Below are 15267 nucleotides of genomic sequence, written 5' to 3'. Positions count from 1 at the left end.
CTACTCGGCCAGCTCCATCCGGTAGCCCACGCCCCGCACGGTGCGGATGAAGCGCGCGCCATTCTTCTCCTCGCCGACCTTGCGGCGCAGGTTGCCGATGTGCACCTCGACCAGGTGGGTGTCCAACGCCCACTCGGTGCCCCACACCGACCGCAGCAGCGCCTCGCGGGTCCACACCCGCGCCGGCGTGCGCATCAGCTCGGTGAGCAGGTCGAACTCCGTGCGGGTGAGCTCCAGCTCCTCGCCCTCGCGGAACGCCCGGCGCCCGTCCACGTCCACCTTGAGCGCACCGTGCACGAGCACCTCGTGGTCGTCCTCGGGCAGCGGTGCGACCGCGGGAGAGCCGGTGCGGGGACGCCGGAACATCGCGTTCACACGAGCCTTGAGCTCGCGGGCGCTGAACGGCTTGGCGATGAAGTCGTCGGCGCCGGTCTCGAGCCCCAACAGCCGGTCGATCTCGTCGTCGCGGGCGGTGATCATCACGACGTACGCGTCGCTGATCTCCCGGATCCGGCGGCACGCCTCGATGCCGTCGATCCCGGGCAGGCCCAGGTCGAGCGTGACCAGGTCCGGTCGCGTCTCCCGAACCGCCTCCACGGCGGCCAGGCCGGAGTCCACCGCGGTCACGACGAAGCCCTGCGTCTGCAGGGTGAACTCGATCAGCGCCCGGATGTCCTCGTCGTCCTCGACGACGAGGGCACGTCTCTCGACCCCGGAGTCGGTCCCCATGCTCTCCATACCTGCAGATGATGCCACTTCTTGCGGATTTCTTGAGTTTTGCTCGTGGGCGGCCTGAAGTGCGCGCCGCAGAGTGGTGTCCCGAACCGCCGTACACCCCTCGGGAGCCCGCCATGACCTGGATCGACCACCGCCGCCGCGCGGCCGCGGTCCTCCTCGTGGTGTCGGCCGTCGCGGTCGCCCTCCTCGCCGTCCCGGCGGTCGCGAGCGCCACGTTCGGCTCGAGCAGGGCCGCCGCCGTGGTGACGACCACGGACCGGATGGAGACGCCCTCCGGCATCACCGGCACCTACCGGTGCACCCGCTCGGGCCACACCGAGAGCATCGCGGTCACGGTCACCACCTTCACCGACACCGGGCCCGCCGGCTCGTCGTACGGCTTCAGCCTCGGGCTCGGCAGCACGGTCAAGGACACCGCGTCCGGCACGTCGAGGTCCGCGACCCTCGGCGGCTCGGCGACCGACGACGGCGCGAGCACCACCTGGACGGTCGGGATCCAGGGCAACCTGAACCGTTGGACGAGCGACGTCGGCTCCAAGTCGATCGTCTGCCCCGCCTCGGGCACCCGCTCCGGCTCCTTCTGACGCTGTCGCTCGGTCGTCCAGGGCGTCGTGATCAGCGTCGTCCCGGACGACGTGTCGCCGGCTTCGTCGGGGCAGCGGCCGTCTCGGGGGCGGCGGCTGCCGGCGCGGTGGAGGCGACGAGCTCGTCCACGGACAGCTGGAGGTCGCGCTCCACGGAAGCGCAGATGGGGGTCTCTTCCATGCGCCCGTCGTTCCCCGGATCCGGTTGAAATATGCAGCAGAGGCCTACGCTCCCGGCATGACGGTCGACACAGTCGTGGTGGGCGCCGGTGTGATCGGCTCCGCGATCGCCCTCGAGCTCGCGCGTGCCGGTCACCAGGTCGTCGTCCTCGACAAGGGTCCCGGCGTGGGCTTCGGGTCGACGAGTGCGTCGAGCGCGATCGTCCGGTTCCACTACTCGACGTTCACCGGCGTCGCGGCCGCCTGGGAGGCACGCCAGCTCTGGGCCGATTGGGCCGGCCACCTGGGGTACGCCGACCCGGAGGGTCTCGCGACCTTCCACCGGACCGGGATGCTGGTGCTGGACGGCGGCGCGACGCCGCCGTACCTCGACGACGTGGGGGTGCCCTGGGAGCTCTGGGACGCCGACGAGGTCGCGCGGCGGCTGCCCGGCCTGGATCCCGGGCGCTACGGCCCGCCCCGGCCGGTCGACGACCCTGCCTTCTTCGACGAGGCGACCGGCCGGCTCGGGGGCTCCTTCACCCCGGACGCCGGGTACGTCGACGACCCCCGGCTCGCCGCCGCCAACCTGGCCGCCGCCGCACGCCACCACGGCGCGAGGTTCCTGCTGCGCCGTGAGGTGACCGGCATCGACGGCGCCGGGCCGCGGCGCTGGCGGGTGCGCACCAGCGAGGGGGACGTCGACACGGACGTCATGGTGAACGCCGCAGGCCCGTGGTCGAGCGCGCTGAACGGCCTGCTCGGCATCGGCGCCGACTTCCGGCTGACCTCGCGGCCGCTCCGCCAGGAGGTGCACCAGCTCGCGTCCGCCGATCCGGCCGTCGTCGTGGCCGATCCCGACCTCGGCGTGTACCTGCGGCCCCAGGCCGGCGGCCAGCTGATCGTGGGCGGCCTGGAGCCCGAGTGCGACCCCCTCGAGTGGCTGGAGCGCCCCGAGGACGCCGACCCGCGACCGACGCTGCGCGTCTTCGAGGCCCAGGCGCTGCGGGCAGCGAGGCGGCTGCCTGACCTCGCCGTGCCCTCGCAACCGCGGGGGCTCACCGGCGTGTACGACGTGACGCCGGACTGGACGCCGATCTATGACCGCACCGCGCTGCCCGGCGTCTACGTCGCCATGGGCACCAGCGGCAACCAGTTCAAGAACGCCCCGGTCGTCGGCCAGCTGATGGCCCACCTCGTCGCCGCGGTCGAGGGCGGCCACGACCACGACACCGACCCGCTGACCTGGCGGGCGCCGCGGACCGGCAACGTGCTCGACCTCGCGACGTACTCCCGGCTCCGCGATCCCGGCTCCGGATCGAACGTGCTGGGCTGAGCTCCCGCTCCGGGACCGGTCAGCCGGCAGCGGCGCCGGGCAGTCCGGGTGCGTGGTCGTGCGCGAGCCGGATGCCCCAGCCCCGCGCGCGTTCCAGCTCGCCGTCGACCAGGGGACCCTGGACGTCCGCGACGAGGAACGCCGTCGGCCGCTCGACGATCCGGAAGCCGCGTCGCCTCAGCAGGCGGGCCGCGCGGGTCGACGCCGCCTTGGGCAGGCGACGCGTCTTCGTCACGCGGGTGTCGAACGCGGCCGCGGGCCGGCCGTCGCGGCCCTTGGTGCCGGCCAGCCACTCACGGACTCCCGTGGTGGCTGCCTCTGCCGGCGCGCCCTGGCGGACCGCGTCCAGACGGGTGCTCGGCCTGCTCAGCGAGAAGGCGTGGGTCGGCGCCCCGAGGACGAGCAGGTCGAAGCTCCGGCCGCCGGGGCCCTCGGCGTCCCGGACGTTCTCGAGGTCGACGGTGAAGCCGCCCTCGGCCAGCCCCTCGGCCACCGCGCGCGCCACGCTCTCGGTGCAGCCGAACATCGATTCGTAGACCACCAGCACCCGTGCGCCGTCGTTCATCGCTGACCTCCGCTTCACCCCCAGCCTCGCCGGTCGGACCACCCGTCTCCAGCGCCATCGGGCTCGTCGGACCGGGTCTTTCGTCCCTACGGGCGAGGTCGGACCGGTCCGAGCATGGAGGTGACGGAACCCGCCATCACCGGCGGGACCAAGGCCTCTGACGCTCCGACCGGTGGGGGCAGACGCTGGACGTGGGACGCGTGGAGAGGGGCGATCATGACCGGGACCGAGTTCGGGGTGGTCGTCGCGGTCGGCCCTGACGGCGTGCAGGACGGCGTGCTGGACTTCGCCGCCGCCGAGGCGTTGCGCCGGGGCACCGGGGTCGAGCTGGTGCACGTCGTGCACTCGTTCGTCGCGGTGCCCTCGGCCGCCGACCAGATCCGGTCGCTGGACAACGCGCTGCTCGAGGTCGGGCGGGCCGTCCTGACCGCTGTCGCGGAACGGCTCCGGCCACGCCTGCGCGGCAGGGTCCCGGTGGGCACGGAGGTCCTCTTCGGGCCGGTCGCCGCGACCATCGCGGCCCGGGCCGCCACCCGTGACCTGCTCGTCCTGGAGCGGCGCGAGCCCGGCGGCGAACGCCTCCTGACCATGTCGGTGTCGACCAGGCTCGCCGCCCGTGCCCAGGTGCCGGTGGCGGTGGTCCCGCACGGCTGGGCGCCCGGCACGCACGACCCGGCCGTGACCGTGGGGGTGGACCACCCGATCGAGGCCGCCGGCCAGGTCGAGCCGGCCGCCGCGTACGCCGCCGAGTGCGGGCGCCCGCTGAGGGTGCTGCACGCGATGTGGCTCGCCGAGGCCTACCAGGACACCTTCTTCGTGAATCACGCGCGCCGGAAGTGGACCGAGGAGGCCGACCGCGAGCTGCGCCAGGTCCTCGACGAGCTCGACGTGGTGAGTGCGCCGGCCGTGACCCGAGAGGTGCGATGGGTCCGCCCCGTCGAGGCGCTCGTCGGCGCCACCCGGCGGTCGTCCGTCCTCGTGCTCTCCCGGCGCACCGGCCGCGGCCTGGTCGGTGCGGATCTGGGACCGGTCACCCGGGCCGTCCTGCACCACGCCGAGTGCCCGGTCCTGCTGGTCGACCGCTCGTGACCCGTCAGCGGCGAGCAGGGAGGCGGACGCGTCCGCACAGGTCAGGTCGCAGCCGACAGCCGGCGCCCGCTGACCTCGGCAGGCTCCACCCGGACGAACATGCCCGGCGATCCGACCGGCCAGACCCGCATCTGCATGACGTCGTCCGGGACGTCGGCGACGTCGACCGGCTCCGCCGTACCGGCCACGAGGACACTCCACGCGGTGTGCGCGTCCCGGTCGACGTGGTCGACCTCGACGACGACGCGACCGCCGGCGCACTGCCGGCCCAGCGCCGAGGCGGGCTGGGTGCGGAACCACAGCGCGCCGTCGGTGATGGTGTAGCTCACGGGCACGACGGACACGCCGTCCGGCCCGCCCCAGGCGATCCGGGCGATGTCCTCGGTCTCGAGGAGCGTCCAGCAGTCGTAGGCCGGGAGGACCGCGGGTACGGCGGTCATGACGGGCTGCCGGTGTCGAGGCCGACGACGATCGTGCCGGCCGGGGCTGCTGAGCTAACCAGGTCTTGGTTCATCGCACGCCTCCAGTGGACTCGGTCCCATCGTCCCCGGCCGCGCGGCGCTGCAGTCAGGGTCCTGGGCCAACGGTGCGCGGGACGAAGGTCCCTGCTCGTCATCGCTCGGTCGAGCCGGACCCGCCGAGCAGCCGGCCGAGCGCCCAGGTGGTCCTGCTGCAGGTCTTGCAGCGGAGGAGTCGACACAGGTCGTGGTCGTCTCGTGCGGTGGGTGTTCCTCGTGATCCTGAGGTGGCAGGTGATCGAGCGGCCGGATGGTGGGTACGGGGGTTCATGACCACGACACCCCAGGAGCCCCTGCCCGAGCCGGAGGTCGTGCCCTCCGGCGATCCCGTGCCGACGCCGGACGACGACCCGGACACGGTCCCGGACGTCACCTCTCTCTGACCCCCGGGCAGGCGAGGTGCGCCACGGCGGATGGCAGATCCGGCGAGCAGCACCTCCGGTCATCGAGCTCTGGCACAGCCCGATGCACATCTAGCTCGACTACGCCGCCTGACGGCCGGCCGAGCGCCCGGCCAACGGGTGTGCTGCCCGCACGGGCCGCTACTGGCGATCGGGGTGACGCGGGAGGGCCTCCGGGTCCCTCCCCAGCTCGATGACCCGGTCCTGGCGTGCGATGCGGGCCTGGAAGTCGCGTGCGTGGAAGTCGCCCTCTTGAGGCTTTCTCGCGTAGAGCAGGTAGAAGTAGTCGTTCTCGGCCACTTCTTCACGATCCGCGACCTCGACGACCTCCCAGTGGGCGAACGCCCACTCCTCGGCCTCCGAGAGGCCGGCGGCGATGTGGAGCAGATTCGCATGTCGGTCGTAGACGTACCACGGCAACCGCGCACCCGGGTCAGCGCTCTCCTCATCTGGGGGATCGCTCATGGCGGCGCCCTCCCTGGAATCGGATGAGCCGCACCTGCTCACGTCTCATGGTGGCAGCATTTCGGTGCGACGGCATCGATCGTCAGAGTGGAACCTGAGCGGTGGCCAGGTGGCGAAGAGGGTCGAATGGCCGTCCTGGCGAATATGGTCGAGGGAGGAGGCACGGCATGGACCTGGCTACCACCTATCTCGGGCTGTCGCTGCGCAACCCCCTGGTCGCGTCGGCGTCCCCGCTGTCCCAGTCCGCGCACCGGGTCATCGAGCTGGTCGAGGCCGGTGTGTCTGCCGTGGTGCTGCACTCCCTGTTCGAGGAACAGATCGAGCACCCGACGCCGGACGCGGACCTGCCGCACTTCTTCGACCACCCGGCCGGGCCGGGTGCACCGAGGCGCTACCTCGACCTGATCGAGGAGTGCGTGAAGTCCGTGGACGTCCCCGTGATCGCGAGCATCAACGGCACCTCCCGGCTCGGCTGGACGTCGTTCGCCCGCCAGATGCAGGAGGCCGGCGCCGCCGCCGTCGAGTGCAACTTCTACAACGTGCCCCAGCGCATGCAAGGGCCCGGTCGCGACGTCGAGGCGCGATGCACCGAGGTGGTACATGCGCTCAAACAGGAGCTCGACGTGCCCGTGGCGGTCAAGCTCACGCCCTACTTCTCCTCGTTCGGCGAGCTCGCACTACGACTCGTGGAGACCGGCGCGGACGGGCTTGTCCTGTTCAACCGGTTCCTCCAACCCGAGATCGACGTACAGACCCTCACGGTCGCCCCCGTGATCGGTCTCTCGCACTCCGCTGACGCCCGGCTTCCGCAGACCTGGATCGCCCTGCTGCGCGAGCAGCTCACTGTCTCGCTCGCCGGCACCAGCGGCGTCGAGTCCGCATCCGACCTGGCCGCCTACCTGCTCGCCGGCGCGGACGTCGTGGAGTGCGCCTCGGCGTTCTTGCGCCATGGCATCCAGTACGCCACGGTCCTCCTCGACGGCCTCGACGCGTGGGGCAACGAGCACGGGTTCCGATCCGTCGACGAAGTCCGCGGCGGGCTGGCCGTGCCCTGGGACGTCGACCCCCAGGAGTACACCCGCGAGGGGTACGTCGCCGCCCTGCAGACCGCTCGCTTCGGCTACCTGCACCTGTGATGCGGCTGGTCGCGGCCCTCGCTCATCCCGCTGGCCGAGGGGCCGCGAGCAGCTCGTCGACGCTTCGGCGGCCAGCCGCCGCGTGGGCTGCGGCGGGATCTTCGGCCGACAGCGCATCCATGGCGAGCGCTGCACGCAACTGGCGTCCGACGGTCGGGACCGCACGGCCGATCGTGGCCGCGCCCAGGTGGAGCAGGGCCGGAGGCACACGTCGGGGGCTGCCCGTCCATCCGTGGGCGACCATCACCCTTCGTGCGAGCCCCTCGAGACCGAGGCCCTCGGGGCCGACGACATCGACCGTGCGGCCCCGCGTCGAGCGGTCCAGGGTCACCCGGACCACCTCGGTGGCGACGTCTTCGACGCTGACCCACCACAGGGGGGTCTGGCCGCGGCCGAAGACCAGGGGGCGGTGGGAGCGTCGCGCGGTCTGCTCCAGAAGCTCGATCCAGAGCTCGGCGAAGGCGGCGGATCGCACCACCGTCCAGCCGATCGGCGAGTCCCGCAGACCCTGTTCGGCGGCGTACTTCTCCCGGGCGATCTCGAGGGGGCTGTCGGGTGCGGCGTGGGTGACGGACACGAGGACGACGTCGGCCCCGACCCGTCCGGCGGCCCGGACCAGGTTCAGGTTGCCCTGCCGGTCGACCGAGCGCGGGTCGCCCCGGCCTGGCCCGGCGAAGCCCTGGACCGCTGAGATCACGACGGCGGCGCCGGCGACTGCTCGCTCCAGGTCGACCGCTGACCGTACGTCGCCGTGGACGACGTCGACGCCGGGGGGAACCTCTCCGGTCATCCCCCGGGAGAAGACGCGGACCTCGTGGTCCTGCTGACGAAGTCGTTGCACGACGGTCGAGCCGAGCCTTCCCGTGCCGCCGGCAACGACGATCACGGAGCATCTCCCCCGATGAGTCCGGCGACCGCGCGGTCAACGTCCACGGGTGCCTCGTCGACGGGCTCCATGAAGAAGCGCAGGCCGGCGGCGACGTCGTCGTGGAGGGTGAACACCAGGACGCCGCGCATCAGGTGAGCAACGCCGTCGCGTCGCGTTCCTCGCATCTCCCACTCCGACCAGATCCGGTCGCCGTCCCTCACGGAGTCGACGACCTCCGCGACGAGGTCAGGAACCGCTGCGAGGATCGTCGTCCAGTTGCGTCGGACCTGCTCCCGCCCTGCGAAGCCTCGAGCCGGATGACAGGGCACGACGTTGACGTACTCGTCGGAGAAGCACGCGACGATGCCTTCCACGTCGTGGTCGTTGGTCGCCGCCAGGAGCCGGGTCAGGAAATCGGGACGCGTCATGCGGTCATCCGCCCTCAAGATTCGTTACACTTGCCTGTAACGAATAGGAGTCTGATCCTCGATGACCTCTCCCGTCAAGAGCCGCGGCTACGACGGCTCCGGGCGCCGCGCCGCCGCCCGGACCAGACGGCAACGCATCGTCGACGTGGCGGGCAGCCTGATGGAGCGAGACGGCTACACCGCGACGACGGTGGCGGCGATCGCGGCGGAGGCCGGTGTCTCTGCGGAGACCATCTACAAGTCGTTCGGCGGCAAACCCGGGCTGGTTCGCGCCCTCTTCGAGCAGGCGCTGGAGGGCGCCGGCCCGATCCCCGCGGAGACCCGGTCAGACGCCCTGCGGGACACCGATCCGGCGACCCTGGTGTCCGGCTGGGCCCGGCTCGCCGCCGAGGTGGCGCCCCGGGGCACTGCGGTGATGGTGCTGGTCCGGGCCGCGGCGTCCTCCGACCCGCGGTTGGCCGAGCTGTACGACGAGATGGACACCCAGCGCCTGCGCCGGATGCAGGACAACGCGCGAGCGCTGGACGCGATCGGTGGCATCCGCGACGGCATCTCGGTCGAGGAGGCGGGGGACGTGCTGTTCACCGTGTCGTCACCGGAGGTGTACGAGCTGCTGGTGACTCGTCGCGGCTGGTCGATCGAGCGGTACTCGAGGTACGTGCGCGACACGGTGATGCACGCCCTCGTGCCCTGAGCCGCTCACCGAGGTCGACCCGCCTGACCGACTGCGATCGGACAGCGCCCCAACCCGGCAACTCAGGTGAGCAGCGCCGCCACCGACCGGATCTCGTCGGCCGACCGGCAGCTGAGGAGCAGCGTGGTCACGCCGGTCTCCTCCCGGTGCGCGACCCGCCTCGGACTGACTTTGCCGGTTCGCCCGGACGCACGGCCGCGATCCCGCATCCGAACAGCCGTACTTCGCGCGGTTCGTGGCGTTGGATGCTCGAAGGCAGGACCGCGTGCATCGGCCGGTGGTGGGGCTTCGTCGGACTGGTCGGCCTAGCTGCGTCGGTGGAACCTGGTGTGGTGTCGGGGGCAGAGGAGCCTGCCGTGCTCGAGGTCCGTTGGTCCGCCGCGGCTCCACGGGATGTCGTGATGGACGTGACACATTGCCGGCGGCCAATCACAGCCGGGTTCGGTGCAGCCCTTGTCCCGGATCCCGATCGCGACCCGCTGGGCCTTGGTGTGGAACCGGCGGGTGCGGCCGAGGTCGAGGACCTCGGAGTTGCCGCCGAGCACCGCGGGGATGATCCCGGCCTCGCACGCGAGCCGGCGGGCGGTGGCGGGGGTGATCTTCTCCCCGGTGTCCAGCAGCGCGGCCTGCTCGAGCTTCCCGAGGAGGCTGTCGAGCGTCATGGTGACCACCACGGTCGCCGACACCCCGCCGGTCTGCGGGAGCCGGTGCGCGGGGTAGCGCTCGATCAGCTCGCAGAACGCCCGCCCCAGCCGTTCCCGGCCGGGCCGGGGCACGACACCGGCGCCGGGTGCGGCGGGGCCGTCGGTGGCGGTGCGGTGCTTGGGGGCGGCGATGGCGAGCAGCATCTTCTTCAGCGCGGCACCGTGCAAGGACGGGACGGTGAACTTCCCGTGGCACTTGCCGTGCCCGTCATCGACCATCGTGAACGTGGTGGCCAGCAGCGCCTCGGCCTCCTCGCGAGCGAGCTGCCGCGCCTCGAACTCGTCCGCCAGCCCGGGGGCGACCACGTCCATCAGCCGCTTGCCCAGGATCCGCAAGGTGGGGGCGGTGTGCTCGCGGCCGGCGGCGACCAGGTGCCGCTCGGCCTTCTCCACCAAGGCGGTGTCGAGGTCGCCGGGCAGTTGGTCCAGCGCGGCGACGATCACCCGGGCCTGCTCGACCACCAGGTCACCGGCCGCGAGCGCGTCGCGGACATGGCCCCGGGTGACGAGCGCCTGGCCGAGCTTCACCTGGCCGAGCACCACGGGCTTGGTCTGCCGGGTCCGGTGCGCCCACGCATCGACCTGTTCGTCGTCGGCGTGCTCGGCGACGCGGGCCTCGAGCTCGGCCACCCGGGCCTTCAGCCGGCTGATCTCCACGAGGGTCGCGGTGGTCTCCGCGGGCTCCATGGACCACACCGACGCGTCGGTCACCGAGCCGGCCAGGTCGCGCATCTGCGCGACCGCGACCGAGACCCGGTGCCGGGGTGTGGCCATCGCTGTCATGGCTCTACTCAAGCACCGGCCACCGACACTGAGAGGCCCAGAACCCCTTGTTCCACAGGGCTCTGGGTAACGAACAGGTCACGATTCCGAGCCGCTTTCCACAGCCGGCGCGGCCCCCGGGACCCGCAAGCCGGGAACCGGCGACGACCACCCACCCACCGCTCCCGTAGCTGCCTATCGGTCGCCACCACCCGCGGCCAGAAAGCCACGGACACAGGAGCCGCAGTCCGCCAGCCTGCGCAGGTCCGGCGCATGCGTGGGCCTCCGCTTGCCAGGCGCGTCGAACACCGGCTCCAGCAGCGCCCACTGATCGTCGGTCAGTCAGTCGAGTACGACACGTCCGAGACGGTGCCTCCCGGCCCAGCTGGCGCAGTCGACGCGAAATGGGACACCCAGTCAGAGGCGGACCAGCATCTTCCCGGTGTTGTCTCCGCGGTGCAGGCCCAGGAACGCGTCGACCGCGTGGTCGAGGCCGTCCACGACGGTCTCGCGGTACTTCAGCGAGCCGTCGGCGAGCCAGGCACCGGCGCGGCGATAGAACTCCGCCGCTGCGTCCGCGTGGTCCGTGACGATGAAGCCCCGGAGCGTGAGCCGCTTGCTCACGAGCATCATCAGGTTGCGCGGACCCGGGACCGGCGCGTCGGCGTTGTAGTCGGCGATCGCACCGCAGGCGGCGATCCGCCCGAAGTCCGCCATCGCGAAGATCGCCGCCTCGAGATGGTCGCCGCCCACGTTGTCGAAGTAGACGTCGACCGGCGGCTGCTCGCGCAGCTGGCGGCCGATCGGCGCGTCCTTGTAGTTCAGCGCCACGTCGAAGCCGAGCTCGTCGGTCAGCCACGCGCACTTCTCCGCCGATCCGGCCGACCCGATCACCCGGGACGCGCCGAGCAGCCGTGCGATCTGGCCGACCGCCGACCCGACGGCGCCGGCCGCCCCGGACACGAAGACGGTGTCGCCCTCCCTGAGCTCGGCGATCCGGGTCAGCCCGACGTACGCCGTCAGGCCCGGCATGCCCAGCGCACCGAGGTACGCCGATGGGGGCACGTGCGACACGTCGATCCGGCGCACCGCCGTGCCGGGCAGCAGCGCGTGGGTCCGCCAGCCCGCCTGGTGGAGGACGGTGTCGCCCACCGCGAGGTCGTCGGACCCGGACGCAACCACCTCGCCCACCGCGCCGCCGTCGAGCGGCGCGTCGAGGGCGAACGGTGGCACGTACGACTTCACGTCGTTCATCCGACCGCGCATGTAGGGGTCGACCGACATGAACGTGTTGCGCACCAGCACCTCTCCCTGTCCGGGATCCGGCAGATCCACCTGGACGGTCCGGAAGTTCTCCGAGGTCGGCCAGCCGTGCGGGCGGGAGGCCAGGTGGATCTCGCGGGAGCTGGTGGTGGTCATCCCTCGATGCTGCCATCGCCCGATCGGAGGCGTTCACACCGGTCCGCCGGAGCGACGTACTCGAAGGTCGGCCCGGCCACCTGGCCGCCTGGCAGCGGCATGGCCAGGAGCTCTTGCGCCTGTGCCTTCAGCCCGAACATGGCGCCCATCGACGTGCCGAGCATGGCCGGCTGCCCGTCGAACGCCTGGTCCAGCAGCTGGAGCAGGGTGCAGTAGGTCTCGTTGAAAGCCTGCTGCGCGACCCGGAGCGCGTCCTGCTCGGCCTCCGCGATCCGCTGGTTGGGTCGCATCGGGTGGATCGCCTCCCAGTCGACGTCGAACGCCTCGCCGGTGGGGCCGGACGTGCGCGTGTCCCCGGCCTGGTAGCGCCGGCCGAGCCGCAGCTCCTCCAGGCGGAAGTAGTGGGCGACCTCCTCGCGTCCGGGATCGAACATCTGGTGGTCGCCGTCCCAGATCTCGGTTCGCGAGGTGCCCTCACCCTGGTCGACGATCTCCGCCAGTGCCGCGAGGGCGCTGGCCAGGTCGCGGACCTGCACGATCTGGCCCGAGCCGGCGTACGGGAACCCGGCACCGACCTGGCGCCCCTGGTCGCCGCCGAACAGCCGCGCCTCGCCGAGCTCCTCGGACAGCAGCCTCAGCCCGGCCTCGATCGCCGCGTAGAACTGGCCGATCGTCTCGTACCGGTCGGCCTCGGCCACCGCACTGGGGGACGCCGGCTGCTCGATCCTCAGGAAGGTCTCGAGCGCGGACCTGTCGAAGGGCACGAGGCCGACCGCGAGCGACCGGTCTCCGTGGGGAAGAGTGCGCGGGTACCCCGGCAGCAGGCTCGGGGAGTCGAGGACCGGGCGTCCGCCTACGGCGTTGAGCAGGTTCGCGGCGAGGGTGAGGTGCAGCATCTCCTCCACGAAGATGCTCTGGACGACCTGCACGGCCTGCGGGTTGCGAGCGGGATCGATCGAGTACAGCGCGCAGAGGTACGGCGGGATGGTCGCGTGCTCGAGCTCGATCGCCCACTGCAGGTGGGTCCGAAGGTCGTCGACGGACGTGATGGGGCGGGTCATCGCCCCGGCCCCCACCCGAAGAACGCGGTGCGGTCGCCGCTCTCCCAGGCGTCGCGCAAACCGGGCGACGAGAGGTCCCAGTCCGGCCGGATCGCGCGGGTCACCTCGCGCAGGTCGCGCCACAGGTCCGCTGCCGACGGCCGTCCCCAGAACCAGTAGCCGTTGTAGACCGAGTGCACGACCAGGCCCGGCTCGAGGACGAGGGTGTGCGGGACCATCGGGTCGTTGTAGGGGTCGGTGTACTCCTGGATGTCCAGGTCGCGCTGCACCAGACGTCCCGGGTCCGCGAGGAACGGCCACCGAGCCCCGACGGCATCGCGGAACTCCTGGGCACCGCGCGGCTCGTCGGTCGTGATCGTGACGACCTGGGTGTACGCCACCCGGATCTTGGGCTGGAGCGCAGCGACCTCGAGCTGCTGCTGGTTCTCCTTGGGGCAGTAGTGGCCGCGAGCGAGCATCAGGATCATGGGGTCCTGGCCCTGGATCTCGCTGAGGCGCCGGGTGGTGTTGGTGTGATCGGGCAGCTCGTAGTCGGGAACGGTCGAGCCGATGGTGAGTCGCATGGGGCTTCTTTCATGGTCGGGTGTACAGCCAGTCCTTGAATGACTGCTCGGTCGGACGCCAGGACGGCAGCAGACAGTCGGCGTCCGGCTCCAGCCGGGCGCCGAGGTAGTACGCGGTGGTGTCCGGCAGGACCATCCGCCGGTCACCGCTCGCGGCCAGCACCTGGCGCGCCAGCTCGTCGAGGAAGTGCACCTCGGGACCGGCGATCTCGAAGCTGCCGTTCAGCGGTGCGCCGAGCGCCAGTCGAGTCACCTCCGCGACGACGTCTTCGGCGGCGACGGGCTGCACGCGTACGGGAGGCAGCCGCACGAGGTGGGTCGTGGCGGCATGGTCGACGAGCCGGGGGAGGAACTCGTACAGGACCGTCGTCCGCAGCAGCGTGTGGGGCGTCGCGGAGCTCCTGACGAGGCGCTCCTGCAGGGCCTTGCCCCGGAAGTAGTTGCTGTCGATCCGCTCCCCGCCGATGACCGAGAGCCCGACGTGGTGCTGGACGCCGGCCTGTTGCTCCGCCGCGAGGATGTTCTGCGTGCAGGTCTCGAAGAAGTCGACCGCCTGCTCGTAGTCGTACGAGGGTCGGTTCATGTTGGTCGCGTCGACCACCATCTGGCTCCCTGCGAACGAGTCGGCGAGTCCGCGGCCGCTGTAGGCGTCCACGCCCGTGCGCAGCGAGGCGATCCGGACCTCCGCTCCGTGGTCGCGGAGACGGTTGACCACTCGGGACCCGATCAGTCCGGTCCCTCCGACGACAGTGATGTGCACGCTTGAGAGACCGCGTGCCCGGCATGGCTGTGACATGTCACGTCGCGGCGGGCTGTCCGGTCCTACTGGTGTCGGAGCGGGGTCGAGTCGCAGGTAAGGACGGGACTCACCGGGTTTCACCGGGGTGGCCGACGGCCGCCGGGCCGGAAGCAGAGAGCGACTGGACCCCCTCGTCACCCCCCTCCGGCGAACGCGTACCCATACGAAACGAAACAGAGGTGCAGACATGAAGGTCGTCGTCATCGGTGGAACCGGCCTGGTCGGGTCGAAGGTCGTCGAACGGCTCAACGCCCACGGGCACGAGGCCGTGCCAGCGTCGCCCCAGTCCGGGTGCAACACCGTGACGGGCGAGGGCGTCGACGAGGCGCTCGCCGGCGCTGACGTGGTGGTCGATGTCTCCAACTCACCGTCGTTCGCGGACGACGACGTGCTGAGCTTCTTCACCACCTCGACCGCCAACCTCCTGGAGGCCGAGGAGCGCGCCGGCGTGCAGCACCACGTCGCGGTCTCGATCGTCGGGTGCGACCGGCTGCCGGACAGCGGGTACCTGCGCGCCAAGGTCGCCCAGGAGATGCTGATCCGTGAGTCCGGGCGGCCGTACTCGATCGTGCGCGCCACCCAGTTCTTCGAGTTCACGAAGTCCATCGCGGACGGCTCGACCATCGACGGCAAGGTCCATCTCGCCCCGGTGCACTACCAGCCGATGGCGTCCGACGACGTCGCCGCAGCCGTCGCCCGGGCCGCGGCCGGCACCCCGCGCAACGGCGTGCTGGAGATCGGCGGCCCCGAGCCGCTGCGGATGGACGAGTTCATCCCGGCCGTCCTGAAGGAGAACGGCGACGAGCGTGACGTCGTGGTCGACGAGCACGCGAGGTACTTCGGCACCGAGCTCGACGACGACAGCCTGGTCCCCGGACCCGGGGCCGAGCTCGGTGCGGTCGGTTACCGTGAATGGGCAGAGCGCCGCGCAACCGCGTGACCACCAGCACGCTGGTCCGCGACGGTGCTCGCCGTCGC

At 71.6% G+C, this 15267-nt stretch carries 18 protein-coding genes; 6 read left to right on the top strand and 12 right to left on the bottom strand.

Going from position 1 to position 15267, the window contains the following annotated elements; all coding sequences use genetic code 11:
• On the bottom strand, positions 1–738 hold the full coding sequence (locus N538_RS0108065) for a response regulator transcription factor (RefSeq protein WP_197025272.1): 738 nt from the start codon (positions 736–738) through the stop codon (positions 1–3).
• 113 nt (positions 739–851) lie between these two features.
• Here N538_RS0108065 and N538_RS28355 point away from each other — a divergent pair, with 113 nt between their 5' ends.
• A complete protein-coding gene (locus N538_RS28355) occupies positions 852–1322 on the top strand; it encodes a hypothetical protein (protein ID WP_028636892.1) in 471 nt (156 codons plus the stop codon).
• Positions 1323–1353: 31 nt separating this feature from the next.
• Here the strand turns inward: N538_RS28355 and N538_RS28350 are convergent, their stop codons facing one another.
• Positions 1354–1503 carry a hypothetical protein gene (locus N538_RS28350; RefSeq protein ID WP_155992005.1) on the bottom strand — a complete coding sequence of 50 codons (150 nt, stop codon included), beginning with the start codon at positions 1501–1503 and terminating at the stop codon, positions 1354–1356.
• A gap of 57 nt (positions 1504–1560) precedes the next feature.
• On the opposite strand from N538_RS28350, the gene N538_RS0108055 reads away from it, so the two are divergent.
• Positions 1561–2817 (top strand): NAD(P)/FAD-dependent oxidoreductase, encoded by a 1257-nt coding sequence (locus N538_RS0108055; RefSeq protein ID WP_028636891.1) that lies wholly within the window; start codon positions 1561–1563, stop codon positions 2815–2817.
• 19 nt (positions 2818–2836) lie between these two features.
• Here the strand turns inward: N538_RS0108055 and N538_RS0108050 are convergent, their stop codons facing one another.
• Positions 2837–3382, bottom strand: coding sequence for a flavodoxin family protein (locus tag N538_RS0108050; protein ID WP_028636890.1), 546 nt, complete (start codon positions 3380–3382; stop codon positions 2837–2839).
• A gap of 216 nt (positions 3383–3598) precedes the next feature.
• Between N538_RS0108050 and N538_RS0108045 the strand changes: the two genes are divergently transcribed.
• Positions 3599–4471 (top strand): universal stress protein, encoded by an 873-nt coding sequence (locus N538_RS0108045; protein WP_028636889.1) that lies wholly within the window; start codon positions 3599–3601, stop codon positions 4469–4471.
• A gap of 41 nt (positions 4472–4512) precedes the next feature.
• Here N538_RS0108045 and N538_RS24365 read toward each other — a convergent pair whose 3' ends face one another.
• Positions 4513–4911, bottom strand: a complete 399-nt coding sequence (locus N538_RS24365; RefSeq protein WP_051548976.1) for a pyridoxamine 5'-phosphate oxidase family protein — start codon at positions 4909–4911, stop codon at positions 4513–4515.
• 620 nt (positions 4912–5531) lie between these two features.
• The gene (locus N538_RS0108030) at positions 5532–5855 is read right to left on the bottom strand and encodes a hypothetical protein (protein ID WP_155992004.1); all 324 of its coding nucleotides are present in this window, start codon (positions 5853–5855) and stop codon (positions 5532–5534) included.
• 167 nt (positions 5856–6022) lie between these two features.
• On the opposite strand from N538_RS0108030, the gene N538_RS0108025 reads away from it, so the two are divergent.
• A complete protein-coding gene (locus N538_RS0108025) occupies positions 6023–6991 on the top strand; it encodes a dihydroorotate dehydrogenase-like protein (RefSeq protein WP_028636887.1) in 969 nt (322 codons plus the stop codon).
• 22 nt (positions 6992–7013) lie between these two features.
• Here the strand turns inward: N538_RS0108025 and N538_RS24360 are convergent, their stop codons facing one another.
• Both N538_RS24360 and N538_RS0108015 read right to left on the bottom strand, forming a co-directional pair.
• Complete coding sequence (locus N538_RS24360) at positions 7014–7877, bottom strand: SDR family oxidoreductase (RefSeq protein ID WP_051548975.1); 864 nt, start codon at positions 7875–7877, stop codon at positions 7014–7016.
• Positions 7874–8287, bottom strand: a complete 414-nt coding sequence (locus N538_RS0108015) for a nuclear transport factor 2 family protein (RefSeq protein ID WP_028636886.1) — start codon at positions 8285–8287, stop codon at positions 7874–7876. The genes N538_RS24360 and N538_RS0108015 overlap by 4 nt, the downstream gene beginning before the upstream one ends.
• Before the next feature lie 61 nt (positions 8288–8348).
• On the opposite strand from N538_RS0108015, the gene N538_RS0108010 reads away from it, so the two are divergent.
• Positions 8349–8981: a TetR/AcrR family transcriptional regulator gene (locus N538_RS0108010; protein WP_028636885.1), complete on the top strand. Its 633-nt coding sequence runs from the start codon at positions 8349–8351 to the stop codon at positions 8979–8981.
• 305 nt (positions 8982–9286) lie between these two features.
• Here N538_RS0108010 and N538_RS27285 read toward each other — a convergent pair whose 3' ends face one another.
• The 5 genes from N538_RS27285 to N538_RS0107980 form a co-directional block, all read right to left on the bottom strand.
• The gene (locus tag N538_RS27285; RefSeq protein ID WP_081790357.1) at positions 9287–10468 is read right to left on the bottom strand and encodes an HNH endonuclease signature motif containing protein; all 1182 of its coding nucleotides are present in this window, start codon (positions 10466–10468) and stop codon (positions 9287–9289) included.
• A gap of 396 nt (positions 10469–10864) precedes the next feature.
• The gene (locus tag N538_RS0107995) at positions 10865–11866 is read right to left on the bottom strand and encodes an NADP-dependent oxidoreductase (RefSeq protein ID WP_028636883.1); all 1002 of its coding nucleotides are present in this window, start codon (positions 11864–11866) and stop codon (positions 10865–10867) included.
• Complete coding sequence (locus N538_RS24350) at positions 11863–12927, bottom strand: ferritin-like domain-containing protein (RefSeq protein WP_051549036.1); 1065 nt, start codon at positions 12925–12927, stop codon at positions 11863–11865. The genes N538_RS0107995 and N538_RS24350 overlap by 4 nt, the downstream gene beginning before the upstream one ends.
• Positions 12924–13490 (bottom strand): redoxin domain-containing protein, encoded by a 567-nt coding sequence (locus N538_RS0107985; protein WP_028636882.1) that lies wholly within the window; start codon positions 13488–13490, stop codon positions 12924–12926. The genes N538_RS24350 and N538_RS0107985 overlap by 4 nt, the downstream gene beginning before the upstream one ends.
• A gap of 10 nt (positions 13491–13500) precedes the next feature.
• On the bottom strand, positions 13501–14205 hold the full coding sequence (locus N538_RS0107980) for an SDR family oxidoreductase (RefSeq protein ID WP_051548973.1): 705 nt from the start codon (positions 14203–14205) through the stop codon (positions 13501–13503).
• 271 nt (positions 14206–14476) lie between these two features.
• On the opposite strand from N538_RS0107980, the gene N538_RS0107975 reads away from it, so the two are divergent.
• Positions 14477–15229 carry an SDR family oxidoreductase gene (locus N538_RS0107975; RefSeq protein ID WP_028636880.1) on the top strand — a complete coding sequence of 251 codons (753 nt, stop codon included), beginning with the start codon at positions 14477–14479 and terminating at the stop codon, positions 15227–15229.
• The last annotated feature ends 38 nt before the right edge of the window (positions 15230–15267 follow it).

It is taken from the genome of Nocardioides sp. URHA0032, assembly GCF_000620645.1.
In the GTDB taxonomy this organism is placed as follows: Bacteria; Actinomycetota; Actinomycetes; order Propionibacteriales; family Nocardioidaceae; genus Nocardioides.
The sequence above is the reverse complement of the archived record's forward strand: the minus strand, read 5'-3'. Positions and strand labels throughout refer to the sequence as shown.

Coding starts and splice junctions, on each gene's coding strand:
- N538_RS24350 (WP_051549036.1), bottom strand. CDS start 12,927: ATGACCCGCCCCATCACGTCCGTCGACGACCTTCGGACCCACCTGCAG.
- N538_RS0108065 (WP_197025272.1), bottom strand. CDS start 738: ATGGAGAGCATGGGGACCGACTCCGGGGTCGAGAGACGTGCCCTCGTC.
- N538_RS0108015 (WP_028636886.1), bottom strand. CDS start 8,287: ATGACGCGTCCCGATTTCCTGACCCGGCTCCTGGCGGCGACCAACGAC.
- N538_RS0108045 (WP_028636889.1), top strand. CDS start 3,599: ATGACCGGGACCGAGTTCGGGGTGGTCGTCGCGGTCGGCCCTGACGGC.
- N538_RS0108010 (WP_028636885.1), top strand. CDS start 8,349: ATGACCTCTCCCGTCAAGAGCCGCGGCTACGACGGCTCCGGGCGCCGC.
- N538_RS0108050 (WP_028636890.1), bottom strand. CDS start 3,382: ATGAACGACGGCGCACGGGTGCTGGTGGTCTACGAATCGATGTTCGGC.
- N538_RS0107985 (WP_028636882.1), bottom strand. CDS start 13,490: ATGCGACTCACCATCGGCTCGACCGTTCCCGACTACGAGCTGCCCGAT.
- N538_RS0108025 (WP_028636887.1), top strand. CDS start 6,023: ATGGACCTGGCTACCACCTATCTCGGGCTGTCGCTGCGCAACCCCCTG.
- N538_RS0107975 (WP_028636880.1), top strand. CDS start 14,477: ATGAAGGTCGTCGTCATCGGTGGAACCGGCCTGGTCGGGTCGAAGGTC.
- N538_RS0108055 (WP_028636891.1), top strand. CDS start 1,561: ATGACGGTCGACACAGTCGTGGTGGGCGCCGGTGTGATCGGCTCCGCG.
- N538_RS0107995 (WP_028636883.1), bottom strand. CDS start 11,866: ATGACCACCACCAGCTCCCGCGAGATCCACCTGGCCTCCCGCCCGCAC.
- N538_RS0108030 (WP_155992004.1), bottom strand. CDS start 5,855: ATGAGCGATCCCCCAGATGAGGAGAGCGCTGACCCGGGTGCGCGGTTG.
- N538_RS24365 (WP_051548976.1), bottom strand. CDS start 4,911: ATGACCGCCGTACCCGCGGTCCTCCCGGCCTACGACTGCTGGACGCTC.
- N538_RS28350 (WP_155992005.1), bottom strand. CDS start 1,503: ATGGAAGAGACCCCCATCTGCGCTTCCGTGGAGCGCGACCTCCAGCTG.
- N538_RS27285 (WP_081790357.1), bottom strand. CDS start 10,468: ATGACAGCGATGGCCACACCCCGGCACCGGGTCTCGGTCGCGGTCGCG.
- N538_RS28355 (WP_028636892.1), top strand. CDS start 852: ATGACCTGGATCGACCACCGCCGCCGCGCGGCCGCGGTCCTCCTCGTG.